Below are 25,715 nucleotides of genomic sequence, written 5' to 3'. Positions count from 1 at the left end.
CAAGCAGTTCTTTTTTAAAAACTATTTACCCTCAATCAGTAATGTTTCTCCTAGCACTATTCTGCTATTCGCTGCCCATAGGCATATACTTGTTCTAAAAGAGCTAATTTATCAGCATGATTAGCATATTGCTCTGAAAGTTGTTGCAAACTTTGTGTAAATACGGGTACTTTAGCATCAATTTTCTTATGTCGATATTTTTCCCATCGCATTTGTTCAGCACGGCTAAGTGTCTTATAAAAATGACGAGCCCGATAATGAAATAATAATGTAGGAATACGCTCATCTTGAAAGACTAAACCATGATTAGCTAGAGATTCTAGCGGTAGCCCTTTCAATACTTCTAAGCTATATTTATCATCATAGCTATAAAATCCTTGATAAAGTGCTGCTTCTACATCTTCTTTATCTGTATCAAACACACGTTCTTCTGAAAAAATAGCCTCTACTTTTTCACAAATATCTGCCGATTGTTTTAAGGTTTTTAGGTTTGCCAAACACTGTTCACGATTGATCCCCAATCGTTCTGCTGTTTCAGGTAGCAGTGTCTTAGCTGGTGCTAAAATAGGGCATTTATTAATATGCACTAATTTTAAAGGAACAGGCAATATACCTTGTTGCGTCAAATCCTCTTTTTTAGTATAAAGATAGGTGCGTAATATATCTGCATCTTTAGACAATAAATCATTTATATCACCTGCTAAATCACATACAATCACGGCATTAGGATTAGTAGGATGCCAAGCAATAGGAGCAATCCAAGTACAATTTCCTCGATAATTACCTAACATACCTGATACATGAACCAAAGGTGTCATTGCTCGTGTATCAATCAATTGTTCTAGTGTTTTTTTATGTCGATGCTCAAAAAAATACTGAAAAAGTTTGGGTTGTTTTTCTTTTATTAATTTAGCAATAGCAATCGTCGCATAAACATCAGACATCGCATCATGTGCGTGACTATGCTCAATACCATTTGCTTTCGTTAAATTTTCTAATTTAAAAGAGGGAATTCCCTCTTCATCGACAGGCCATTGAATACCTTCTGGACGCAATGCATAACACGCCCTAACAACATCCAATAAATCCCACCGAGAGTTACCATTTTTCCACGCATACTCATACGGATCAATAAAATTCCGATAAAATATATAACGTGTCATTTCATCATCATAGCGAATATTATTGAATCCTACGATACAGGTATTCGCTTGACTAAACTCCGCATGAATACGTTGTGCAAACTCAGGTTCAGAAATACCTTTTTCATTGCAAAGCTGCGGTGTGATACCCGTAATAATAACCGCTTCAGGTGATGGTAAATAATCATCTGTTTGCTTACAATACAACATAACAGGTTCACCAATAATATTAAAATCAGCATCTGTACGGATACCTGCAAATTGAGCGGGTCGATCACGGGCAGGATCAACACCAAAACTCTCATAGTCATAAAAGAAGAAACTAAATGTATTATTCATAAGTAAAATTTACCCCTCTATTAGGGTGTATTGATGCTCTATTTTACTCACTAAAAACCCGATACTCAACTGAATATCGGGTTATTTTATTAATATGCCCAATACAATAATAGTCTAAATAAACCAGCGATAACCGCTAGCCCGACAAAGCCAGCTAACCATAACAAAATAAACCATTGTATTGAACTTAACTTTCTTTTTTGTTTCATCAATGATACCCACTATCACCGACACGTACTTTACCCCTAAATACCCAATATGAAAATAAGCTATAGGCAATAATCATAGGGATAAAAATTAGCGCCCCAATCAATGTAAATACTTGACTTGAACGTGGTGCTGCCGCCTGCCAAATATCAATAGAGGGAGGGATAATATAAGGGAATATACTTAATAGTAAGCTTATAAAAGCAACTAACAATAATAAAATAGTATAAATAAAGGGTTGTCGTTCTTTTTGTTGCTGAACCGCTCTAAAAATCCACCCAAACATAAAGAGTGTGATGATAACGAGTAAACCAAAATAAATTCGATGAGACGCAACAAACCAACGCTCTACGATACTCGGTTGAACCCATACAGAAGCGATAAGTACCAGTGCAAATATTCCTAATAGCATCATAAGTATTTTAGGCATAGCACGATACATTTTTTGTTGAAGATGATCCGTTGTTTTATAAATCAACCATGCACAGCCTAAAGTAGCATACATCACCACTACCCCAATACCTGTTAATACGGTAAACGGAGTAAGCCAATCAAATGTTTCACCTGAAAAAATACCTTCTGTTGTTTTAATACCTTGGATAACGGCACCTAATACAACCCCCTGAAAGAAAGCAGATAATATCGATCCCCACATAAAGGCATAATCCCAACATTTCTGTAATCGGCTCATTTTAAAGCGAAACTCAAATGATACTCCCCTAAAAATCAGCGCTAGTGCCATTAACGTAATTGGCATATAAAGTGCTGATAATATTGTTGCATACGCAAGGGGGAATGCAGCAAATAATCCAGCACCACCAAGTACCATCCAAGTTTCATTCCCATCCCATACCGGTGCAACGGTATTCATCATCGTATCCCTTTCCGCTTTTGCCCTGATAAAAGGAAATAAAATACCAATACCTAAGTCAAAACCATCTAGTACGACATATAACAATACACCTAAGCCAATAATCGCAAACCAAACAAGTGTTATATCCATTATTTACCCTCCGCTGAATAGACAATTTCTGGGCCTTTCATCAAGTGACGTAACATATAATAAATACCACACCCAAAAACAATGGCATACACGATAACAAAAACAATAAGGCTTAATCCAACTTGATCAGCAGAAACAGTATGCGATAGCGAATCCTCTGTTCGCAGTATTCCGTAAATAGTCCAAGGCTGACGTCCTACTTCAGTGACTACCCAACCTGCTAATAGCGCAACATAGCCGAGTGGTGCCATAAAAACAGTAAACCAATGAAAGTATTTATTCTCATATAAAGTATGTTTTTTTCTTAACCATAGCCCTATTACAGACATTATTATCATTAATAAACCAATCCCTACCATTATTCTAAAACTCCAGAACATAATAGGTACATTAGGACGATCCTGAGGTTCAAACGCTTTTAACCCTGTTACCGTACCATCTAGGGTATGCGTTAAAATCATACTTCCTAAATGAGGAATTCCAATTTCAAAATGATTACGCTCATTCTCCATATCAGGGATAGCAAATAGCAATAATGGCATCGCATGATCGTGATTGGTTTCCCAATGTCCTTCCAATGCAGCAATTTTGGCAGGTTGATGTTTTAGTGTATTCAAACCATGCAAATCACCTATAACCATTTGAGCGATGGAAGCAAACAAGAGTAGCCATAAGCTATATGAAAATGACTTTTTGATTAAAGCATCACGGCGACCTCGTAACAGATGCCAACCTGCTGTCCCTATCACTAAAAGAGCTGACACTAGAAAAACGGCAACACCCATATGTGCGAGACGATAAGGAAAAGATGGATTAAATACGATTGCCCACCAATCTTCCGGAACAACAATACCGTTTTCCATATAAAAACCTTGGGGGGTTTGCATCCAACTATTTGATGATAAAATCCAAAACATTGAAATACACGTCCCTATCGCTACCATCAGTGTTGCAAAAAAGTGTGCTTTTTCACTTACTCGCCCCCAGCCAAATAGCATAATTCCAAGAAACCCTGCTTCTAAAAAGAAGGCACTCAATACTTCATAGGTCAAAAGAGGTCCAGTTACACTACCAGCAATACGAGAAAACTCACTCCAGTTTGTACCGAATTGATAACTCATCACAATACCTGAGACAACCCCCATCGCAAAAGCAAGTGCAAAGACCTTTACCCAAAATTTAAATAAGTCTTGATAAATAGGGTTTTTAGTACGTAACCATCGCCATTCAATAAAAGCTAAGAAACATGCTAAACCAATCGAAGTAGCTGGAAAAATAATATGAAAAGAGACGGTAAATGCAAACTGAATACGAGCTAGCATTAACGCCGTAAGACCAAGATCCATAAAACGCCCTATACGAGTATAAATAGATCTAAATTTTAAAAGACTGATTATCAGGTGTAAAGAAAACCTATAGTAATAATTTAATAGTAAACACAAGAAATTATTACGAACTACCTAGTATTTATATATAAAAGTAAATAAGGGCTTAATCAGAGAAAATACTCTTTTAGACAATACCCCTAATAAAATCGAATAAAAATACAATTTATCTTTTCTTTAAAATTATTTTTCCAGATAAATTTTGTAGCTTTTTAAATTTGTACTACACACTAAATTAATAATAGGTAAATAGCTTATCACTGCATTATTTGGAATAATATATTAAAAATTTATTATTTTTATGATGATACACGATTAACGCTTAACCTCCTGAGGGAATACACCTATCTGATCAGAATTTAATCCTTTTTTCAACGCATTAATCCGAGTACAAATACTTTCTGTTACTGCATCAGCTTGTGCTATTTTGTCAGGTGTAATACGTGGGTCTTTTTTATCAAATAAAATAGCATCTAATAATCTTTCTGCATGCATACCCTCACGACAGAAGTATAGTACACCTGCCTCTTTAAAGAGGGTTGCTACTTTGGCAACTTTTGTTGTGGCAATACCCAATGCCCCATCCTCTCCTCCTAATTCACGAAATAAGTCATCTGTCGGAAAGCCTCCACAAGCAGCAAAAAAAGTTTTATTAAACACCGTATTCCCAGCACCTGTCATACGCATATACTGCCATGCTAAATCAATGTGTTCGTGCTGTGCATAACGTGGTGCTAAATGAACAGGCTTTAAATCTAAACGTACAACTTGTGTTTCAGGCTGAAAATAAAAAGTCGCTGCAGCTACCTCTAAAGCCCCCTCTTCATAAGCATCATCCGCATCTAAAAAAGCCACAAAATCCACATTATTATGCTGAGCTAAAAAAGTACCAAAATTACGTGCCTGTGCTACACCGCTATTTTGTGCTAATTGAGCAAAATAAATATGCTCTGGATACTGTGTGGCTAATTGTTGAATGAGGGTAAATGTATTATCTTGAGAACAGTCATCAATTAAATAAAGTCGCCCAAGATATTTTTTGTACTAATACCGATTGCACCGCACGCTCTAACGTGCTTTCAGCATTAAAACAAGGGATAACAACATCAATTTTAGGAAAGCTCATCTTGGTCTTGGGAGAAGTAAAAATATTAAGGAAAATAAGAGTACTTATAGAAATACACTCTATCAGGTTTATTATATTTTCTCTAGCTATTTATCATTTTGAAGTAACAAAATAAAGTAATTTTCTTAAAAACAACCATTTATTACTTAATCTATAAAATTAAGATAAAAAAGGGCTTAAATTAGTCTAACCACTTGAAAAAAAAAAAAAAAAAAAAAAATAAATAAATAAAATGAGAAAATTTGTAAAAATAAAATAAAAAATACTATTTTTAACAACTGACATAAGGTATAAAATGCAGATTTCTTTGGTATGTAATAAATTTCAAAATGGTGGTGGTATAGAACGCTATACAATAGATTTAGTCAATGGTTTTTATACTTATAATAAAAAAAATCATAAAATCAATGTCTATGCTACAAATTTTGATCAAACAATAAAAGAGTATGGTCTTATTACTCCTAAAAAGATTAACTTATCTTTCATCCCTAAAAAATTACGTCATTTTTTTCTTTCTTACCAAACCAATAAACAAAAAACTCTCAATGATAAACTTATATCACTTATATTCACAAAAGCAGATATTATTATTTGTGGAGGAAACCATCTAGGTTATATAAATGCCTTAGGTAAACGTCCCTCTTATCTAAGTAGGCTAAAAATTCATAATGAAAAATCTTGCTTTAATCAAGCAGATTTAATTATTGCACATTCCAAATTAATGAAAGATGAAATTTCAAAGTTTTATCATATTGATCAAAATAAAATAGAAATTATTTACCCTCCTGTTGATACCAACAAATTTTTAATTACTACCGAACAAAACAGAGAATATATTCGTGCAAAATATGGATTTAAGTCAAATGAAATTATTTATCTATTTCCATCCACAGGGCATACTCGAAAAGGGTTTTCTATATTAAGAAATTACTTTTCTCAGACTACTCTACCCATCCGTTTGGTCGTTGTAGGAACACCTGTTACTGAAGAACCCCACATTTCATCTTTAGGATACTGTACTAATATGGTAGAACTTTATCAAATGGCTGATTACACCATTATGGCGTCTCTTTATGAACCATTCGGTTTAGTAGGCATCGAATCTATTTTATGCGGTACTCCTATTGTCTTTGCTAATAACATTGGTTGTTTAGAAGTTTTACAGCATCAATTTGGTTTTACATTTAATCGAGATGAAAAAACACATTTGAATCAGGTTATTCATCAATCAGTAGAATATGCTCTCCAGAAAAAATATCGAATAACAAATCCTTTATCATGCTTAAAATATAATCCTTCTATAGAACAACATATCCAAGATTTAATACATAGAATTGAACGATACTGTGGCTAGACTCAAGTAATTACTACGATTATTAAATCTCATTATGTAAATGATCATTAAATAAACCCACTAAAAGCCTCTTCTATTAAACGAATATCCTGTGCATTTAGACGTTTAACATCTGAAAGTAAGCGTCTAAAATACTTAGCACCTGCTTGTCCGTTCATCAACCCTAACATTGGTTTAACAACAGCCCTTAACGGAGCCCCCTCACTCAGTGCTTTTTCAGCATAAGTAGTCATTTCTGCACAAATACGGGCATTATCGGCAGGTTGGCTATCCGCCCAAATCAATTGACTAAGCTCTCTTAATAAATAAGGCTCATGCCATGCTGCCCTTCCTATCATAATGCCATCAAACTCGGATAACAATGCACTTGCTTGCGCTAATTGATGAATACCACCATTTAAAATAAACAATGCATCAGGGAAGTCTTTTTTAAGTTGCATTACCCTATCATAGCGAAGGGGTGGAATTTCTCTATTATCCTTTGGAGAAAGTCCTTTTAATACAGCATTACGTGCATGTGTAATAAATACTCGACACCCTACATCATAGATTTTACCAACAAAATCTCTCACAAAATCATAAGAGTCTTCGTAATCTAATCCCAAGCGGTGCTTAACGGTAACAGGAATATCTACTGCTGCTTGCATTGCTTGAATACATTGCGCCACCAAATCTGCTTCTGCCATTAAACAAGCACCAAAAGCCCCCTTTTGTACTCGTTCTGAGGGGCAACCACAATTTAGATTAATTTCATCATATCCCCATTGCTGCCCTAATTTAGCACACTGCACTAAGGCATCAGGCTCACTTCCCCCAAGCTGTAAAGCAACAGGATGTTCTTGTTCATTAAACTGTAGGTGGCGAGGAACATCACCGTAAATTAATGCACCTGTTGTCACCATTTCCGTATAAAGCAAAGCATTCGGTGCTAATAAGCGGTGAAAATAGCGACAATGTCTATCTGTAACATCAAGCATAGGTGCAACAGATAGTCGCCAAGGTTTGAGAGGTGATTGGTAAAGTCCAGATAAGGATATAGTCATAAAATCTATTTACTATTTATTAATCAGCCCATATTATAAACATTTTCATTCATATACTCCTACTCTTTTATAGACTACTTTTCATACAGATGGATTTGAGACCTATATAATGAGCTAGCCCATCTTTAAGTAGTTATAAATCTTATTCTAACGCCTATTAAAATACACAACATTCAACACGGCATAGGTAAAAATTATCCCGTTCTAATAATAAAAGTAAAAGATCCCTCCCCCCCCCTCTTATTAAGATATACCATGCTATTTATTAAATAAACCCATCAAAATGATTCCTGATAATATCAATGGCTATATTTATTTGTTAGAATAAGCATTATTTTTAAGAAAATAGAGATAAGAATGGCTGTTTTTACCCCCCTAACAACAGAACAAACACAAGATTTTTTACTGCATTACAACCTAGGAGAACTAGTATCTCTACAAGGTATTACAGCAGGTATTGAAAATACAAATTTTTTTCTCAATACCACCAAAGGTGAGTTTGTTTTAACTATTTTTGAAGTACTTACTTTTGAACAATTGCCCTTTTATATCCAATTGATGTATCACCTTGCTCAAAAGGGTATCAAAGTACCAATGCCTCAAGTCCGAAAAGATGGTGAATTAATTGGTCATCTTATGGGAAAACCTGCTAGTATTGTGACACGTTTATCTGGGGGCTATGAGGCTACACCCAGTAAAACACACTGTATGCTAGCTGCAGATATACAAGCCCATATCCATTTAGCCACCCAAGACTACCCTCTTTACCAAGAAAACCTGCGCGGACTACCTTGGTGGCAAGCCAATTATCCTAAAATCGCCCCCTTTTTAAGTGATGAACTCAATTCTTTTTATCAAAAAGCACTCAATGAGCAAATCACACTACAAGAATCTTCCTTATGGAAAAGCCTCCCTAGTAGTGCCTGCCACTGCGACTTATTCCGTGATAATGTACTATTTGATGGAACTTATCAATCTCCTGCTATGGGCGGTGTTATTGATTTTTACTTTGCTGGGGTTGATAAATGGATTTTTGATGTCGCTGTTGCTGTGAATGATTGGTGTATCCATCGAGATACAGGAGAATTTATTCGTCCCCATGTTAAAGCATGGTTAGATGCCTATCATAAAGTTCGCCCATTCACCAAGGAAGAACGAGAAGTCTGGCCACAAGCCCTACGTGCAGCTGCTTTACGATTTTGGACATCTCGCTTATATGACTTTTATCTTCCAAGAGCAGCAGAAACCTTAAAACCACATGATCCCACACATTTTGAACGTGTGCTACAACAGCGTTTTACCGGATATATCCCTACATTACCTTAGTATTTTTATTTTATTTAACAAAATTATTATGGCAGTTATTCACGCTTATGGCCCTAGTGCAACAGTACGGTGGGCAACTCAAGGGTTTAACGTATTTTTTAAACGGTTTATTCCCTTTACACTTTTATTTATCACTATTTTCATGCTTAATCTACTAAGTGCTAGTATTCCCTTTATTAGTCTTATTGTCGGTATTATCTGCTTACCACTCCTACAGATGGTGATTTTTAACGCTGCCTATGGTGTTAAACTACGTGGCTATTTTACACAGCAGGATTTATTACAAAAACTTCGTGAAAAAAGTATATGGTCAAAATTAATCCTAGCTTCCCTTATTAATATCATTTTAACGAATATTATCCTCATTATTACCCTACCACCATTACCTGTACCAATTGAAACATTAATGAATATAAGTAATGAAGAAATAGTAGTATTAATGGCATCTTATATAACATTCTCAAACTTTCTCCCAGTCATTCTTGGAGTATGTATTTATTTTCTATTGACTTCATGGGTATATCCATTAATCACATGGGAAAATTTAACTGTTTTAGAGGCATTTAAACAGTCCCTCAAAGCCACCGCCTCTAATGCTATTGCATTAAGTTTTTTAATCATTTTCTACTTTGCCTTAATAAGCATTAGTGTTATCTTAATTACACAGTTTTTTCCTAGCTTATCAAGAATAGGGATTTTATTTGTTTTTATTGAAGTAAGTGCAATTTCTGCCTATTTTTATAATTGCCTCTTTGCTGCTTATATGGAAATTTTTTATGGAAAACAAACAATTAACACATAATAAACAGTAATTATTTAATACATTTTTATGTATATAACAAATATATTTTATAGACAGTAGGTTTCTATTCCATATTTTATTAATATAGCCTATCTTATTAAGGTCAATAGGTACTCTTTTTGGAGAATAGCATAATGAAAAAAGTATTATTCGCTAGTTTACTTGCACTTTCACTCGGTGCGTGTAAGACACTTGATGTTGCTTCTGCCATTGAAGCAGGATCATCATTATTCCAAGCCGCCTCTATTAGTGATGATGAGATGAAAGCCATTGGTTTACAATCTGCCAAAAAACTAGATGCTGAAAATAAAACTGCCCCTGCATCAAATGCTTATGCCAAACGCCTAAATAAAATCACCAAAAACTTCAAATCATACAATGGTATTCCCCTTAACTTTAAAGTATATCTCACTAAATCAGTTAATGCCTTTGCTTTACCAAATGGTGATGTCCGTGTTTATGCTGGGTTAATGGATCTAATGACAGATGATGAAGTCCTATTTGTTGTGGGGCATGAAATTGGTCATGTGATTGAAGGACATTCTAAAGCACGCATGAGAACAAATTTACTCGCTACCGCTGCTCGTCAAGCAGCTGTGGCAAGTGGTAATTCTATTGCATCTACCCTATCATCTGGTGAAATTGGTGAATTAGCGCATAATTTTGTTAATGCTCAATACTCTCAATCACAAGAATATGATGCCGATACTTTTGGGCTAAAAATCCTAAAAGAAAATAATCGTCCTAAAGAAGCTGGTGTGAGTGCTTTACGTAAATTAGCATCACTAAATGGAGGTTCAAATGCTTCTATACTCTCTTCTCACCCAGATTCACTCAAACGAGCAGAACGTATTGCTAACATGAAATAAAAAGGACTGATAACTATTTAGTCAGTAAATACATCAAGTTTACTGACTATTATGTCCACAAAAAACAGGGAATGTTCATATACATTCCCTATTCTTATAAAAAGACAGAAAATAATCTATATAAAATGAATTTTTCTGTCTTATCCTATTCAAAAGCTAATAAATAAACTTATAAAGCCTCTGTTAATTCAGGTACAGCAGTAAATAAATCAGCAACTAAACCATAATCAGCCACCCCAAAAATAGGAGCATCTGCATCTTTATTAATCGCTACAATAACTTTAGCATCTTTAATACCTGCTAAATGTTGAATCGCCCCAGAAATACCCACAGCAATATAAAGTTGTGGTGCAACGACTTTACCTGTTTGTCCGACTTGTAAATCATTTGGTGCATAGCCTGCATCAACTGCTGCACGAGAAGCCCCTACCGCAGCCCCTAATTTATCCGCCAATTTTTCTAATAATTGGAAGTTTTCCGCACTACCTAGGGCACGACCACCCGATACAATAACAGCCGCATTGGTAAGCTCTGGACGTTCAGACTTAACAATTTCACGACCAACAAATGTACTTAAACCACTATCCGCTACTACAGGAATCGCTTCGATACCCGCACTTCCCCCTGTTGCAGGAACAGCTTCAAATGCAGTTGTTCGTACTGTTATCACTTTTTGCTTGTCAAGACTTTTAACTGTTGCTATAGCACTACCAGCATAAATCGGACGCTCAAACGTATCAGAATCAATGACTGCCGTAATTTCTGAAATTTGAGCCACATCGCATTTAGCGGCTACTCGTGGAGCAGTATTTTTACCTGAAGTTGTACCTGCAAATACAATATGTGTATAAGCATCGGCTATTTGTAAGACTTGACGAGAAAGATTCTCTGCTAAATCATGTGCTAAAGCATCACCATCAGCAACTAATACTTTGGTAACCCCCGCAATATTCGCTATTTGTGTAGCAACAGCATCTACCCCTTTACCTGCCAACAATACGTGTACATCACTACTTAATTTAAAAGCAGCACCTAGGGTATTCAATGTTGCTTTTTTTAGTACACCATTATCATGTTCTGCAATTACAAGTACTGTCATCTTAGATCACCTTTGCTTCATTTTTTAGTTTATCTACAAGCTCTGCTACACTTGATACCTTGATACCTGCTTTACGAGCAGGGGGTTCATTCACTTTAAGCACTTGTAAACGAGGTTCAATATCAACACCTAATGATTCTGGTGTGAGTGTTTCAATTGGTTTTTTCTTAGCTTGCATAATTTTAGGTAAGGTCGCAAAACGAGGTTCATTTAGACGTAAATCTGTTGTGATAATAGCAGGCAGTTTAAGTTGTAATATTTCTAAACCACCATCAATCTCACGCGTTACTTTAACAGAATCACCCTCTACTTCTACCTGACTAGCAAAAGTTGCTTGAGGCCAATCTAATAAAGCTGCCAACATTTGCCCTGTTTGATTTGCATCATCATCAATCGCTTGTTTACCTAAAATAACGAGCCGTGGTTGTTCTTTATCCACGACTGCTTTTAAGAGTTTAGCCACCGCTAACGGTTGTAATAATGACGTAGTTTCTACCAAAACACCTCTATCCGCCCCAATTGCCATCGCTGAACGAATTTGTTCCTGACATTGTGTTACACCGCATGACACAGCAACAATTTCAGTAGCAATGCCTTTTTCTTTAAGACGGGTCGCCTCTTCTACAGCAATTTCATCAAAAGGATTCATTGACATTTTGACATTGGCAATGTCCACATCTGTATTATCTGATTTGACAAGGACTTTGACATTATAGTCAACTACACGTTTCACAGGTACTAATACCTTCATCCATTTATCTCCTTGGATAATTCTAGCAAAAATTATTCTTATCATACACGTTTACCCAAAGAATTTCTTCATTCAAGCACAAGAAAATTAAATTTCTATCCTATTGGTAGATATCTTTATTTTAAATAGCACTTAATAACACATCACTATCCTTTTCGTTTTTTAGTCTATTATCTACCGTTAATAGCCCTTTATGCATACATACTCAATAGCTGTATAGGTATTTTAAAGTTATCTCTTCTGTATCAATAGTACACTAATCTTCTTCTTTCACTAGTAGATCTTCTATATGAATAAGAAAATCACCAACACCACTTACCAATCTTATATTTCACCCAAGCGTTGAATAGATAAAAGACTCATAGCACAATTCTCTTAAAAAACAGTAAAATAGCGAAATAGTATCCACAACTATGGTTTTTTATTATTTTATTTCTAAAGGGTTATTTACTGTGTTATCACTCCCTCGTTATTCATTGATTGGATTAACCGTATTACTAGGTGCTTGTGCTAGTTCAACAGCAATTACTGAACAACCTTCTAATACCACTTTACCAATACCTCAAAAAACACATCAACAAGGTTCTTCTGCTTGGCAAGTAGAAAATACAGCCCTTAGTGCGAATCAAAATAGCTTTGTAAAACAAGTTGCACAACGCTATCAGATACCAGAGAACTTTATTCAGCAACAACTTAACCAAGCACAAGTCAATGATCGTGTGATTACATTAGTAAGTCCAAAGCGTATTGCTTCGATTAAACGTCATTGGCAAACTTACCGTAACCGCTTTGTTGAACCTATCCGTATTCGTAAAGGAACAGCATTTTGGGATACTCATCGTCAAACATTAGCAGCCGCAGAAAAACAATATGGTGTTCCTGCGGCTATTATTACTGCTATTATTGGTGTCGAAACCATTTACGGGCAAAATACAGGATCATTTAAACTCCTAGATGCTCTTTATACACTAGGTTTTTATCATCCTGATAAAACTCGCCCAGAAAGAAGCCAAATGTTCCGTAATCAACTAGCAGCTTTGATTGCTTTAGCCTATGAAGGTAAATTAGATATTCATACCGCAACAGGCTCTTTTGCTGGTGCTTACGGATTAGGGCAATTTATGCCAATCAGTATCTTACATTATGGCGTAGATGCCGATAAAGATGGTAAAGTAGATTTAAAAAATAGTCCTAAAGATGCGATTTTTTCTGTTGCCAACTTCCTTGTTCAACATGGATGGCAAGCCAATATGCCTGTTTTCCCACCAGTTCAACTCCCCCCCTCTCCAGCATCACTTGTGAGTGGTGGTTTAGAACCAACTTTTACATGGCAAGCCTTACAACAAAAAGGAGCAAGTAGCCAGAGTAAAAATGCTTCATGGCAAAAAGGAAAACAACTTGGGGTCATTGATTTAAAAGATGAAGTGCGTGGTAATCATGAATATCGAGTTGCCACACAGAACTTTTTTACCATTACCAAATATAATCGTAGCTATTTTTACGCAGCTTCTGTTGCCGATTTAGCGACAGCATTAGCAAATCAACAGATCCGTAACGGTTATCAAGTAACACGTCCTTAATATCAAAAATCCCCCTTCATAAAAATGTTGGGGGATTTTTTATTTGTATATTATTTCTATACAAAAAAGTGGTTAAATTATATTCCTTAGTATGTTAATACTTCACCCTCTTTAGGTACTGCCACTTTTTGTAATTTCTGTTTTTCAACAAATGCTCGCATATCATTTGATGAAAGTGCGGCATGATTAACAGCATCCATATGGACTGTAATAATATCAGCATTAGGGGCAACTTGACGCATCTTAGCAACATCTTCTGTTCCCATGATAATACTGCTATTTGGAATACCTTCTAGTTGTGCATAGCCCGTATTCATAACCACAACATCTGGTTTATAACGCTCAAGTGCAGTATCAACCTCATAATTCCAAATAGTATCACCAACAATATACAGTGTTTTCTCATCAGCTGCTTGCATGACAACACCCATAGCATCACCTAATAATTCAGCCAGTTGTGGATTAGCATACATTTCATCTGTACCATGCTGTCCACCTGTTTTACTTAACTTAACTTGATTAAATTCAGTATTTTTACCAAGAACACGGACATCTTTAAATCCTTGTGAACGAATAATCTTAGCATCTCCTGCATTTTGAACAAAAATAGGCAAATCTTTAGGAATAGCTTTTTGTGCATATTCATCCCAATGGTCATCATGTGTATGTGTCACAATGACTGCATCAACTCCTTTTAATACACTTTCTACAGGTTCAGCCATTTCAATTAATGGATTTCTTTTTTCACTATTTATTGTTCCCTTAAATCCCTCATAAGTACCCTTAGGTGCAAGATAAGGATCGACTAAAAAAGTTGTTTGACCATAGTGAATTTTAGCCGTTGCATTTCGGATATGTTGATAATTTATTGCTGCTTGAGCAGTAGTCGTTAATAATGTACTTAACGCAAGAAAAGATAAAACTGATTTTACTTTCATTGATTTTCCCTTTATAAAATTTTGATCGTATAACTATTTTATCGTTACTTATAAAAAGAAAATATTGACTTAACTATCAAAAAGTATAAAATTTGGGTCAATTTGTTTAGATTTTCAAAAAATGACTCTTCCTACTGTTGCTTTAGTTTTATATCCTAACTTTAATCTTTTTCATTTTTCTATTCCGTATATGGTATTTACCAGTAAAATACAGAATCAGGCTTTATTTAATGTACATATCGTAGCGGAAAATCAGCAAATTAGCCAATCTTCCCCTGTTTCTATCCAAACCGATGGTGGCTTAGACCTTTTACAACACGCTGATTTTATTATTATCTGTGGTTGGGATAAGCCTGAAGAGACACCATCTGAAGCCTTAAAACTCGCCTTACAACAAGCACATCATCGTGGAGCGACACTTGTTGGGCTTTGTTATGGTAGTTACCCCCTTGCCTATTCTGGTTTACTCAATGGTAAAAAAGCAACTATTCACTGGTTGGGTGAGGAGGATTTTAGACAACGTTTTCCTCAAATTATACTTGATTGCCAATCTATTTATATTGAAGAAGAAAATATCATCACTGCAGCAGGTACAGCAGCAGGATTAGATTGTTGCCTAGCAATTGTTCGGCAACAATATGGGATTAAAATTGCCAATCAACTAGCCAAAATTCTTGTTATTTCACCTCATCGCGAAGGCAGTCAAGTACAAGTTGTTGAAAAACCCATAACACGCAAAACATCACATGAAAATATTAATGAGCTGTTAGAAGATATTCGCACACATCTAAGTGAAAACTATTCAATTGATCAACTCGCTAAACGGTTAATGATGAGCCGAAGCACTTTCACTCGCCATTTTCGTCATACTACAGGAATATCATTTACCCAATGGCTTATTGATAGTAGATTACAAAAGGGGCGTGAGTTATTAGAAAGTACAACCCTAACCATTGAAGAAATTACCCAACAAATTGGTTTTCATTCTACCACCGCTTTTCGGCACCACTTTAAACAAAAACATCAAATAAGCCCAAAACAGTGGCAAAAGCGGTTTATGAAGAAAGATAACTTTTCAATTTAGCTATTACACTAATCTATTAATAGACTATTTTTCTCATTTTATCATTCAGACTAACCTTATTAACCACTTCAAAATCCTACCCAAAAAATCTTTTGGGTAGAGAATAACCATTCATTTCATTAATGGTAATGAATGCAATAAACGACGTAATATAATCACAGCTTTTGGCATAGGTTCTGCAATCGTTAAACCAACCAATTCTGTATCAGCAAATTGATCAATATCCTGAATAATCCGAATCGTTTCTGCCATAGTTAATCCATTAGGATCTTTACCTACCGCAATATGAAATTCTGCTGGATCTAATACATCTAAATCAAAATGGATTAATACTTTACGTTTACCTGTTTGTTTTAACCAACTAATAATAGCTTGACTATTTTGTTTAACCTCTTCTGGAGATAATGATTTTACGCCCAAATCTTTTTGACGCTGTACTGCCTCATCTTCTGAACGTAAGCCAACAATCAAAGCATTTTCGGGTTTAATTATGGCAGGTAAAGTATCAACAATTGCTTTATCACCTACTCCCAATAAGGTAGTCAAAGCCATTGCATGATAACCATTATAATGATCTGTTGGAACCGTCAAATCACGATGTGCATCAAGCCAAATAACAGCAACATCATCCTCATATTGTTTTGCTAAATAAGAAAAGGCAGGTATACTTACCGAGCATTCCCCCCCTAGTGTTACTACTTTAGCTGGTTGATGTACTTCTATAATATCTAATGCGGCTTTTAATTGTTTTTTAAGTATTGGGTATGCTTGAATACCATTTTCAGTCGCTACTTCTGCTTTATCCAAAGATAAACTAACTGGAACAGTCGCTGTAATATGATTACTTTTTGGTGCTAACCATTCTAAAAGCTGACTTCCTAAATAATAGCCTTGAATAGCCTCTTGATAAGGTAACTCTGGTACTAATTGGGAAATATTATCAAAACCTCCTCCTTGCCATTGTGGAAAGGTTAAACGTAAAGTTGATGATAACGACATATACAATTCCTTAAATTTAAATATCTATAAATATAGATTTATTAAAATAAAAAATATCGACTTGCTTTATAACTGCTGATACAAATTTTCTATGAACTGGTTAATAGCAGAGGCATTATAACGATAATACGTCCACTTCCCCACTCGTTGAGTTTCAACTAATCCCACTTGTTTTAAAGCATTTAAATAGCTAGAAACAACTGATTGTGCCAATCCTGCTTTTTCTGTAATAGAACCCACACAAACACCGCCATCAAAATTAACAGCTTCTGACTCTAGTTGCTTTGCTGTAAAATGCTGTTGAGGATTTTTTAACCATAACAACATCTGTAAACGGTACTCATTTGAAAGAGCTTTAAAAATATCTAGTGTTTCCATTTTTTTATTATATATCTATAAAACTAGATTTGTCAATATAATAAAATTTTTAATAAGCCTAATCGTAAATTAAGAAGCGGTTAATTTTTTACAAAATTAACCGCTTTATTTTTATCAATATTATAAAATTGATTTATTTATCAATAATCTGTTTTGTTATAGCAATTTTATTATCGGCATAACGTACCACTTCTTTAATCACTAATTTTTGCACGGCAGAAATGAGCGTTTGCATGGTTTGGTAATCAGGTTCATCACTACCTTCAGGTAAGAAGATATTTAACTCATCAGCATCTTTAGCATAAAAATTGCGAGAATAACTAAATTTCCCAGTATATGATGCTTTATGTATTGCCGATGTAACAAAAATAGAGGCAAATTTATTTAACTTCTCGGTATGTACAACAGCAATATGATCATCTCCGCCATAATCATAGTTACGATATTTTGCAGAACCAAACATATCAATGGTTGTGGTATTTGCTTTGAAGATCTCTACCGCATTACCAATAAATGCAGAAATACCTGTATCCGCCTCACCTGCAGTAACAAAAGGTAAATTTCCATCAATTCTATCCGCACTTTTTAAACGTTTTCCTCGTGTCGATTTACCAAATAGCTTTTGTAAATTATATTCTTGCCATTTGAATTTCCCATTTTGGAAATCCACCAGCACCTGCTCTTCTTCTATTGTTAGTTGGTAATCTTTCAATCCAGTAACCAAGAGGTACGCCTCGAGCTGCGAGAGGCGGTACGCCTCGAGCTGGGTGATAAAATTTTCCATAAAATCAAAATTAATCTGATCTATTTTTTCTAAAGATTGATCTGATTTTATTGGTAAAGAAAAACATTGATCTTTAATCACCTCTTCACTGAAACTTGAACTTCCCCAAGAAAAAGAACTAAATGCTCGGCTCATCATAGGAATAAAGAACTGAGCGTTCTTTTTATTAAACTTATCTGTTTTGCATTTGAGAATTTTAATTTTATCGCCAGTAAAATAAGGCTTTTCTTGATAGAACATTGTTGCTGTATCTTGTCCAAATGAAATAGTATTTCCATCATTTAAGTACTCTTCATCTTCATCTAAGAATCCTCTAATTCCATTATTACTGGCAATTCTCACTACATAAGGATACCCAATATCAACAAGTTGTATTTTATTTGCATCAAATCTTTTTTTAGACGATTTTACTTCAAAAATATCCTGCAACTCAAACTCTGCCCATTTAACTTGTTGCAATTCTTGTGCTAAATGGGCTTCTATTTTCCCAAATGTTCATTACTTGAACCTTGTTGTTTCAGAATATTTGCTACTTCCCACGCTAAATAATCACTAACAGTTTTTTTAAAATCCTCAAGCGTTGGCTTAGTGTCTATCGGGGCGATTTGGTTCCAGTCTGCTCCATTTGTCGGGTCAATAGTATTTTCATAATATTCGTTCTTAGTAAATAATTTTAATTTTCTTTCACCAAAACGGACTAAATCTACTACTTCCTGATAACGCTCACGGGCATTATCTGTATCTTTTAAATTATTACTCGCTTTTTTACGATTAGTACGAGTATAGCCATCATTAGAAAAATCAATAAATTTAACTAATTCATCTTTTTCATGTCTTTCACCTACTTTAAATACATAAATATTTGTCTGCACACTTGATTTACCAATAAATAAATCAATTGGCATTTTAATACTGGCAAGCAAAGTATGTTTTTGCAAAATACGTTGATTGATTTCTTTTGCTTTACCACTACCTGCTGAATTTTGAACAATAACTGCTGCATAGCCTTTGTTCATCATATTCAATGCGGTTTCCACAAAGTTCATACCATTGCCTGTAACAGAATAAGGCGGATTCAGAATAAAAGCATCTGCAGGGAATTTATCATGAGTATTACCAAAACCATATTTACCATCAAAATCAGTCAATGAGTTTTTATTAATGATATTTGAACTACCGTCACCCATCATAATCATATTTAAAATAGCAAGCATATAAACGCTAGAAAGCAGTTCTAAACCCAACAGTTGTTTAGCTTTAATATGAGCTTCCTTTTTGCGTAGTTCTTCAGGCGATTGAATAGTGGCTTTGGCATCTCTAAGCATTTCATTCATTGCAGCAACCAATAGCCCTGCTGAGCCTGTAGCAAAGTCCCAAACATAGCTATCTTTATTCACTCTAGCCAATTTAACCAATAAAGTTGCCACATAAGACGGCGTTAAAACCACATCGTTGAGTTTGTCTTGGGTAAAACCAAGCCAAGAGTACATTTCATTAAACAGCTTACCAGTAAAATCTGTTGTCAAACCAATTTTGTAATAAATTCCCAAATCATCAACAATTTTGGTAAATACCCGTTTAAGCTGACTTTCACCATTTTGTGGTTTATTGATATTATCAGTTAAAAGTGTATTAGACAGAGTACGAATAATTAACTCTTTTTTATCTTTCGGTAATTGTTTTTCATTAAAAAAGGCATTGATTTTACGAATAATAATATCGCCATCTCGATTACCCTCTTCTTCCGAGGATTTTAAATCGGATTTTTCTAGCGGTTTTACTTTACCTGCCACTCCCAGTGTCGCAATAATTGATGCAGCAACAAGATAAACACGGTCATTTTCACCTAAGCCTTTTTCGTTTTGGTAAATATCATTATTGAGTTTGGTTAGACTGGAGTCAATTTCTTTTTCACGCTTTTCTTTGATTTTTTCTAATTCTTCTGGAGAAAGTGTAAGTTGCTTAACCTGTACAATAAAATCATCAAAATTTTCTTTGGTGAGAAAAGAAAAATCGGTAAAATCTCCAACTTTTTGCCCCACTCCAAGGTTGGATTTAGAAACATAATAAACCCCGATTTGATGACGAATTTCACCCTTTTCATTTTTCTCGCCTGTCATACCTATAGCGATAATATCCGTGTAACTAGTGTGATGGAGTAATGCATTGGCATAATGCACAGCACCATTAACCGCATAGCCATTGATATGTTTAAAATTCGGTTCATTTTTCACCGTACGATTATCCACATTGCCTTCGGCATCTAATTTGACCAATTTGTCACCATAGCCTTTGTATTCGATCAAAATGGGATAATATTCCATATTGGCAGTCTGTAACAACAACTTTACATCAGGACGATTTGCCCCCACACCACCATTTTTAGAAAAATAATCCTTCAACGCTTTATCAATTTCATCATTAAGTGACTCTTGTTCTAATTTGTAATCTAATTTATATTTTTTCAACCAGCCATTCGCTAAATCTGCAATATTAGGCTCAATAGATTGTATTGATTTTTTCGCCATTTCATATCCTATCAGTCAATAATTTTTTGCCTTATCTTGAATTTTAATAAATTTTACTATCATTTTTATAATACCCGAAAAATAGAACAGAATATTTAGTATAAAAATCTATAAGTTTTTAATATTTTTATTGAATTTCATTCAACAACCTATCCCATTTTTCCTACTTAATCAAAATACGCTTTTCACTTTACAATAAACCATTATCCATCTTTATCAGGAATAAAAAATGGTCAATCATGCTAAACGTCATTTATTAAAAACAGGTGGTTTAACCGCCCTAGCATGGTTAATGGCACAAAAACCCTTTATTGTTCCTATCCCCGGTACAACAAAAGTACACCATTTATTAGATAACTTAGGTGCAGATGATATACAATTAACAGCAGATGAACTCACACAATTTCATCAAGAATTAGAAACCATTGAAATAGTAGGTTTACGCTTACCTGAAGCGATATTAAATTTTTCAGAAGCAAAATAAACAAAAAATAAAAGGCTTTACTCTTTAAGGGTAAAGCCTTTTTTATTAAGTGAATGTTTATTGAGTTAATAATCTTCCTTATCTTATACACCTAAAAATCCTTCATAACAGCTTATAGACTAATTATCCCTATCACCTACTTACCAATAAACACGCACACCCACTGCTGTTATCTGCTCTTTAACCTTTCGTTGAAAAATCTGGTTAGTATAGTGCTTACGGTAATCCTGACGAAACTCAACAAATGCACGCACATACTGAGGAATAACAAAATAATCTGTACCGATCGTATAACGATAGCCAGTCTCTCGTGTATGACTGCCTATGGGACGATGAAATTTATGTAAACTACGTCCGTATTGCCCATATACTCGCCATCTCGGCGTAAGTTGCTGAACAAGTGCAAACCGAATATCATTCTCTAATCGCTTATCATGGCTCATTATTTGATCTTTAGTTTTTCGCTGTTCCCAATCTATCGCTATTGTTGTATCTCGATAAATATAACTTGCCCCTACGGCATAGGTCTGTATGGTATATTTGCCCCCTGCTTGACGGTGATAAAACTGCTCTCTCACCAATCCTGAAGAAATTTTAATACTATTAGACTCATTAATCTGATGGGTATAAATAATACCTGTACCCCATACATTTTTACGGTGATTCGTTAAATCTAACCCTAAACCATTACGTTTACTTTCTCCTCCATAAAATATCCCTATCCGTACAGGATCAATCGCATTAGTATATTGTAAAATTCTACGGTGCAGTGCAGGCAATAAAGGATAGGATATCGTCAAATCATTTGCCAAGTCTGTCCGTCTGACCTCATCAGCAATGGATAATATATTGCCATATAGCAATTCACCATATTGTAGATGTCCAATACCAGCATTTAATTGGCGCGTATAAATATCATCAAAATTATGTCTTGAATCGGATGTACCCCTAAAACGCCACTCTACATTCCCTACCGCATAAAATCCATTCATTAAATTTTGTGTTAATTTAAACCCAAAACGTGAACTGTCATTTGTAAAAGCCGGTGAACGGCTTACTCGTTGAGTAGTACCATCCGCAAATTCTGTTCGAGTAGATGAACCACTGACATTCACTCTAAGTGATCCAGTTAATTCTACTTTAGTCTGCCCTGTTTCTACTAAAGTCAGCGCATATGTTGGTGTCAAACAAAAGACATAAAAAGAAGAAAGGAATAGTTTTTTCATTAAGAATAATCGTAATAATATAGTGATAGAGAGAGAATAAGTAGCCAAATTGATACTATGGATAAGTCCAATTTAGCGACTCTTTTTAGTTCAATCATTAAGCGCTATAACGGTTCTTTTACTCATTACGTAAACTATTTGACAAATCAGTAAGACAAAAAAAGAGGCAGTTTTAATCATTCTAAATATGTAAATTTCAACATAGAACAGATAAACCACCCCGTTCTTTCACGCTATAGCAAAATATACAAAATCCTACTTATCTAAACCTTTTTCTTTTAACCATTTTTCCATTAAATCGGCTAATCGTTGGTTATTTTTTTCACCCATTAAAAAATGTGAATTACCATGAATACCCATTGTTGGTAAATGCACTAAAGTCGCATCACCACCATGTCTATTAATTGCATCCACAAACTGTTTTGCCATTGCAAACTCTGTTCCCCATTTATCCTCACCAACATTCTCTGACCCAAGCTGAATATAATCACCGTAATACAATACGATTGGAATTTGGGTTAATTTTAAAAAGTCATTCATAGGAACACCCATTGCTGTTGCCGATAAATGTTCAAAACGTGCTTTTGTAATAGTAGGCATTTCTGTTTCAGGGAAGATAAAAGGTGTACCACCCGGTTCATACGCTACAATAGCTTTTACCTTATCGCTCCGAATAGCCGCACGCCAACCAATCGTACCCCCCATAGAGTGCGTTACCAATATCGCTCCCTCTGTTTGATTAGTGAGTTGTACTAATACATCGGCATTTAAATCATTATCCAGTGGTCCTGAACCCACCGACCAGCTTTGCTGAAATGCTTGATAATAACTTTCTCCAACAGGAAATTGTGCATTGGGAACAGGATTACCTTGTTGATCATAATGCCCTATACGCGATAGAATATAGAATGTTTTATCACCATACATTGGATTACTTGCCCAAGGTGTCGCTGGATCTAGTGCTTCAGTAGAAAGATTAGACTCACCACTACGCGGCTGATCCAGTAAATAAACACTATAACCTTTTCTTAAAAAGAGATTATTAAACCCTTCACGACCATCTACTGTACTTTCCCAAGTTCGTTTTGATTGCGCACCCCCATGTTGGAAGATAAGTGGATAGGGTTTGGCATTAACAGGTATTTGATAATTGACATAAGCAAAATCACCATAAGCACGCTGTCCTTCAGGGGAGATAAAGTTTTCTGCTGAAAAAGTCCCTTTATGCGTAATATAACGTCCACCAACCGTAAAACTACCTTGTTTTTCGATATATAAAGTAGATGAAGGGATATGCTGACACCCTACTAATACCGCTAATGACAATACCGCTAAAAGTAATGAAGATTTCTTCATATTGATTCCTCATATCTAAAATATCAAACTCAGCAGTATTATATCTTTAGGAAGAATAAGGGATAAACCTTGTTTTATTCATTACGTTATTGAATAGTATTCAATAATTTTTACATATAAATGAAATTTAAATAATATTTAAAATATTTTTTGTATGAGCTTACTGTTAAATATACGGGTAGTAGATAATTTTTTAATTTAAGAGACAGAAACTCAATTATTTATTTTCTCTTATTTCTTCTCCACTCCCATGGTGCAATAGCAGGCTGATGGCTAGCCCATAATCCTAGCTTTTCTTTTTCTGCTCTTTTTTGTGCAAGTAAATAATAATCATCTTTCAAATAACGCGTATAAGCCCACGCATAGCCATTTTGTATCATCAATAAATTAATATCTTGATGATGATGATATACCTGACCAAGAATTCGATGATAACGATCTTTTTTTGTCCATTTAATTATCACTTGTTTTTGAAAAATAAGATTTGATAAAAATTGCTTTGCTTTTTTACCGTAAGGCTGTGATTTTTCAGGGGCATCAATTTGATTTAAGCGTATTCTAAAACGATTTTTATCCTTATCTATTACTTCAATCGTATCACCATCCAACACACCAACAACATATCCTACAAAAGATGTAGCCCATACGGTTGAGCTTATCAACAAGCTTATTAGAAAAATAATACCTTTCATTTTATACTTAAAATACTTATCAAACTTAATGAATTATTATATGATTTTTAACACGATAAAACGCTATTTTTAACAGCATAAAATATTTGATAACAAAGCGAATTTTGTGAACAATATGAAAACTACCTAAGCCACACAACAGTATATTTTGTAGAACTTTTATATAGAAAACTGAAAAAATATTTTTAAAATAACTAAATTATTTTTATATTTATAAACAAAATTGGTCGGAGCGGCGGGATTCGAACTCGCGACCCCTTGCACCCCATGCAAGTGCGCTACCAGGCTGCGCTACGCCCCGACAACAAAGGAGCTATTCTAACATAACTTTCTTATAAAGTTCAATTTATTTTTACTGACCCTATTATTTCATTAACGACTATTATTCATTAAATTCTATAAATCCCTATTCTTACTTGCTCATTAACCTTAAACAATAGCCCCCTTACCCCTACTCTACCTCAAGATAACTGACATTCCATCTTGAGCTAAAGCAATATGTTCAGGTAATACATCAGGATTTTCTATTAAATAAGCATCTAGCTTATGATCAATATGTGTTAGAAAACTCTGCTCTGCGCCTAACACTTCCAACAGCGATAATGCCATCGTTAAATCATTATGATTGCGTGGTTCAGTCGCTGGTGGATAAGAACAATCTATAACCGCATACTTTAAGGGAATAGCCCCTAAAAACTGCAAAACATCTTCTCGTAAACCAATAGTATCCGTAAGATAAACCAGATTTTCCCCGTTCGGTGTAGATAGTAAATAACCCACTGTCGGTTTTGAATGCTCTAACGGCAATGCCATCATCGAAAAATCACCAAAATTACGAATATCAAAGGGTTCAAAGCCTGCTTGAAAATCTAATATCCCGGGGTGTTTATACAAATCCGCAAAACCTACCTCATCTATAGGACCATAGACAGGAATCTTTACATTAACACCCCATCGTAATTGTAAAAGTCCTTGTGCATGATCGGCATGATAATGGGTTTGAAAAATACCTTTTAATGCTTGTGGAGCAAAGAGGATTGTTAAATCCATACGACCACTATCTATTAACCACTTCCCTTGTGTATCACTTATCACCGCACTTGCAGGACGGCGAATATAACGACTATCATTGACGGCACGCTGACAAGCTATACATGAACAATTATAAACAGGCACTTGCGATGAGCTTCCTGTCCCTAAAAACTCAAATTTAATCATAA

Annotated in this window: 24 protein-coding genes and 1 tRNA gene; 7 read left to right on the top strand and 18 right to left on the bottom strand. The window is 34.9% G+C overall.

Translation table 11 applies throughout. The annotated features are described in order from the left end of the window. Positions 1-56 precede the first annotated feature (56 nt). From sbcB to F9B76_RS10215, 5 genes are all read right to left on the bottom strand, one after another. Entirely contained in the window at positions 57-1,481 is a 1,425-nt protein-coding gene (gene sbcB, locus F9B76_RS01110; protein WP_159990422.1) for an exodeoxyribonuclease I, read from the bottom strand. A 208-nt stretch (positions 1,482-1,689) separates the two neighbouring features. Further along, a complete protein-coding gene (gene cydB / locus F9B76_RS01100) occupies positions 1,690-2,691 on the bottom strand; it encodes a cytochrome d ubiquinol oxidase subunit II (protein ID WP_201289322.1) in 1,002 nt (333 codons plus the stop codon). Beyond that, a complete protein-coding gene (locus F9B76_RS01095) occupies positions 2,691-4,037 on the bottom strand; it encodes a cytochrome ubiquinol oxidase subunit I (RefSeq protein WP_159990420.1) in 1,347 nt (448 codons plus the stop codon). The genes cydB and F9B76_RS01095 overlap by 1 nt, the downstream gene beginning before the upstream one ends. A gap of 354 nt (positions 4,038-4,391) precedes the next feature. Beyond that, positions 4,392-5,054 (bottom strand): glycosyltransferase family A protein, encoded by a 663-nt coding sequence (locus F9B76_RS01090; protein ID WP_243140686.1) that lies wholly within the window; start codon positions 5,052-5,054, stop codon positions 4,392-4,394. A 31-nt stretch (positions 5,055-5,085) separates the two neighbouring features. Beyond that, positions 5,086-5,202 carry a glycosyltransferase gene (locus F9B76_RS10215; protein ID WP_201289321.1) on the bottom strand — a complete coding sequence of 39 codons (117 nt, stop codon included), beginning with the start codon at positions 5,200-5,202 and terminating at the stop codon, positions 5,086-5,088. A gap of 295 nt (positions 5,203-5,497) precedes the next feature. On the opposite strand from F9B76_RS10215, the gene F9B76_RS01085 reads away from it, so the two are divergent. After that, complete coding sequence (locus tag F9B76_RS01085) at positions 5,498-6,556, top strand: glycosyltransferase family 4 protein (RefSeq protein WP_159990419.1); 1,059 nt, start codon at positions 5,498-5,500, stop codon at positions 6,554-6,556. 47 nt (positions 6,557-6,603) lie between these two features. Here F9B76_RS01085 and dusA read toward each other — a convergent pair whose 3' ends face one another. Next, a complete protein-coding gene (gene dusA / locus F9B76_RS01080; protein WP_159990418.1) occupies positions 6,604-7,599 on the bottom strand; it encodes a tRNA dihydrouridine(20/20a) synthase DusA in 996 nt (331 codons plus the stop codon). Between the two features lie 357 nt (positions 7,600-7,956). Here dusA and F9B76_RS01075 point away from each other — a divergent pair, with 357 nt between their 5' ends. The 3 genes from F9B76_RS01075 (at position 7,957) to F9B76_RS01065 (ending at position 10,596) form a co-directional block, all read left to right on the top strand. Next, complete coding sequence (locus F9B76_RS01075; protein WP_159990417.1) at positions 7,957-8,925, top strand: homoserine kinase; 969 nt, start codon at positions 7,957-7,959, stop codon at positions 8,923-8,925. Between the two features lie 28 nt (positions 8,926-8,953). Further along, positions 8,954-9,727, top strand: a complete 774-nt coding sequence (locus F9B76_RS01070) for a hypothetical protein (RefSeq protein WP_159990416.1) — start codon at positions 8,954-8,956, stop codon at positions 9,725-9,727. Positions 9,728-9,861: 134 nt separating this feature from the next. Then, complete coding sequence (locus tag F9B76_RS01065; RefSeq protein WP_243140659.1) at positions 9,862-10,596, top strand: M48 family metallopeptidase; 735 nt, start codon at positions 9,862-9,864, stop codon at positions 10,594-10,596. Between the two features lie 169 nt (positions 10,597-10,765). Here the strand turns inward: F9B76_RS01065 and F9B76_RS01060 are convergent, their stop codons facing one another. Next, the gene (locus F9B76_RS01060) at positions 10,766-11,695 is read right to left on the bottom strand and encodes an electron transfer flavoprotein subunit alpha/FixB family protein (protein WP_159990415.1); all 930 of its coding nucleotides are present in this window, start codon (positions 11,693-11,695) and stop codon (positions 10,766-10,768) included. 1 nt (position 11,696) lies between these two features. Next, positions 11,697-12,446: an electron transfer flavoprotein subunit beta/FixA family protein gene (locus tag F9B76_RS01055; protein ID WP_159992036.1), complete on the bottom strand. Its 750-nt coding sequence runs from the start codon at positions 12,444-12,446 to the stop codon at positions 11,697-11,699. A 452-nt stretch (positions 12,447-12,898) separates the two neighbouring features. Here F9B76_RS01055 and mltB point away from each other — a divergent pair, with 452 nt between their 5' ends. Beyond that, positions 12,899-14,026: a lytic murein transglycosylase B gene (mltB, locus tag F9B76_RS01050; RefSeq protein ID WP_243140658.1), complete on the top strand. Its 1,128-nt coding sequence runs from the start codon at positions 12,899-12,901 to the stop codon at positions 14,024-14,026. A gap of 86 nt (positions 14,027-14,112) precedes the next feature. On the opposite strand, the gene F9B76_RS01045 is transcribed toward mltB, so the two are convergent. Beyond that, positions 14,113-14,964 carry an MBL fold metallo-hydrolase gene (locus tag F9B76_RS01045; RefSeq protein ID WP_159990413.1) on the bottom strand — a complete coding sequence of 284 codons (852 nt, stop codon included), beginning with the start codon at positions 14,962-14,964 and terminating at the stop codon, positions 14,113-14,115. Between the two features lie 121 nt (positions 14,965-15,085). On the opposite strand from F9B76_RS01045, the gene F9B76_RS01040 reads away from it, so the two are divergent. Next, a complete protein-coding gene (locus F9B76_RS01040; protein WP_159990412.1) occupies positions 15,086-16,048 on the top strand; it encodes a GlxA family transcriptional regulator in 963 nt (320 codons plus the stop codon). A 111-nt stretch (positions 16,049-16,159) separates the two neighbouring features. On the opposite strand, the gene F9B76_RS01035 is transcribed toward F9B76_RS01040, so the two are convergent. The 4 genes from F9B76_RS01035 to F9B76_RS01020 form a co-directional block, all read right to left on the bottom strand. Then, positions 16,160-17,047 carry an arginase family protein gene (locus F9B76_RS01035; RefSeq protein WP_159990411.1) on the bottom strand — a complete coding sequence of 296 codons (888 nt, stop codon included), beginning with the start codon at positions 17,045-17,047 and terminating at the stop codon, positions 16,160-16,162. A gap of 66 nt (positions 17,048-17,113) precedes the next feature. Then, on the bottom strand, positions 17,114-17,425 hold the full coding sequence (locus F9B76_RS01030) for an ArsR/SmtB family transcription factor (protein WP_159990410.1): 312 nt from the start codon (positions 17,423-17,425) through the stop codon (positions 17,114-17,116). A gap of 133 nt (positions 17,426-17,558) precedes the next feature. Further along, positions 17,559-18,668: a restriction endonuclease subunit S gene (locus tag F9B76_RS01025; protein ID WP_159990409.1), complete on the bottom strand. Its 1,110-nt coding sequence runs from the start codon at positions 18,666-18,668 to the stop codon at positions 17,559-17,561. A gap of 20 nt (positions 18,669-18,688) precedes the next feature. Further along, on the bottom strand, positions 18,689-20,737 hold the full coding sequence (locus F9B76_RS01020; RefSeq protein ID WP_159990408.1) for an N-6 DNA methylase: 2,049 nt from the start codon (positions 20,735-20,737) through the stop codon (positions 18,689-18,691). A gap of 229 nt (positions 20,738-20,966) precedes the next feature. Here F9B76_RS01020 and F9B76_RS01015 point away from each other — a divergent pair, with 229 nt between their 5' ends. Next, positions 20,967-21,221, top strand: coding sequence for an aldo/keto reductase (locus F9B76_RS01015; protein WP_159990407.1), 255 nt, complete (start codon positions 20,967-20,969; stop codon positions 21,219-21,221). Between the two features lie 140 nt (positions 21,222-21,361). On the opposite strand, the gene F9B76_RS01010 is transcribed toward F9B76_RS01015, so the two are convergent. The 5 genes from F9B76_RS01010 to phnP form a co-directional block, all read right to left on the bottom strand. Next, on the bottom strand, positions 21,362-22,447 hold the full coding sequence (locus F9B76_RS01010) for a porin (protein ID WP_159990406.1): 1,086 nt from the start codon (positions 22,445-22,447) through the stop codon (positions 21,362-21,364). 255 nt (positions 22,448-22,702) lie between these two features. Next, positions 22,703-23,803, bottom strand: a complete 1,101-nt coding sequence (locus F9B76_RS01005; protein WP_159990405.1) for an alpha/beta hydrolase — start codon at positions 23,801-23,803, stop codon at positions 22,703-22,705. Positions 23,804-24,024: 221 nt separating this feature from the next. Beyond that, positions 24,025-24,495 carry a thermonuclease family protein gene (locus F9B76_RS01000; protein WP_159990404.1) on the bottom strand — a complete coding sequence of 157 codons (471 nt, stop codon included), beginning with the start codon at positions 24,493-24,495 and terminating at the stop codon, positions 24,025-24,027. Between the two features lie 224 nt (positions 24,496-24,719). Then, a tRNA-Pro gene (locus tag F9B76_RS00995) sits at positions 24,720-24,796 on the bottom strand. Between the two features lie 155 nt (positions 24,797-24,951). Next, positions 24,952-25,713: a phosphonate metabolism protein PhnP gene (phnP, locus tag F9B76_RS00990; protein WP_201289320.1), complete on the bottom strand. Its 762-nt coding sequence runs from the start codon at positions 25,711-25,713 to the stop codon at positions 24,952-24,954. Positions 25,714-25,715 lie beyond the last annotated feature (2 nt).

It is taken from the genome of Pelistega ratti (assembly GCF_009833965.1).
In the GTDB taxonomy this organism is placed as follows: domain Bacteria; phylum Pseudomonadota; class Gammaproteobacteria; order Burkholderiales; family Burkholderiaceae_B; genus Taylorella; species Taylorella ratti.
This window is presented reverse-complemented; position numbering and strand designations above follow the sequence as displayed.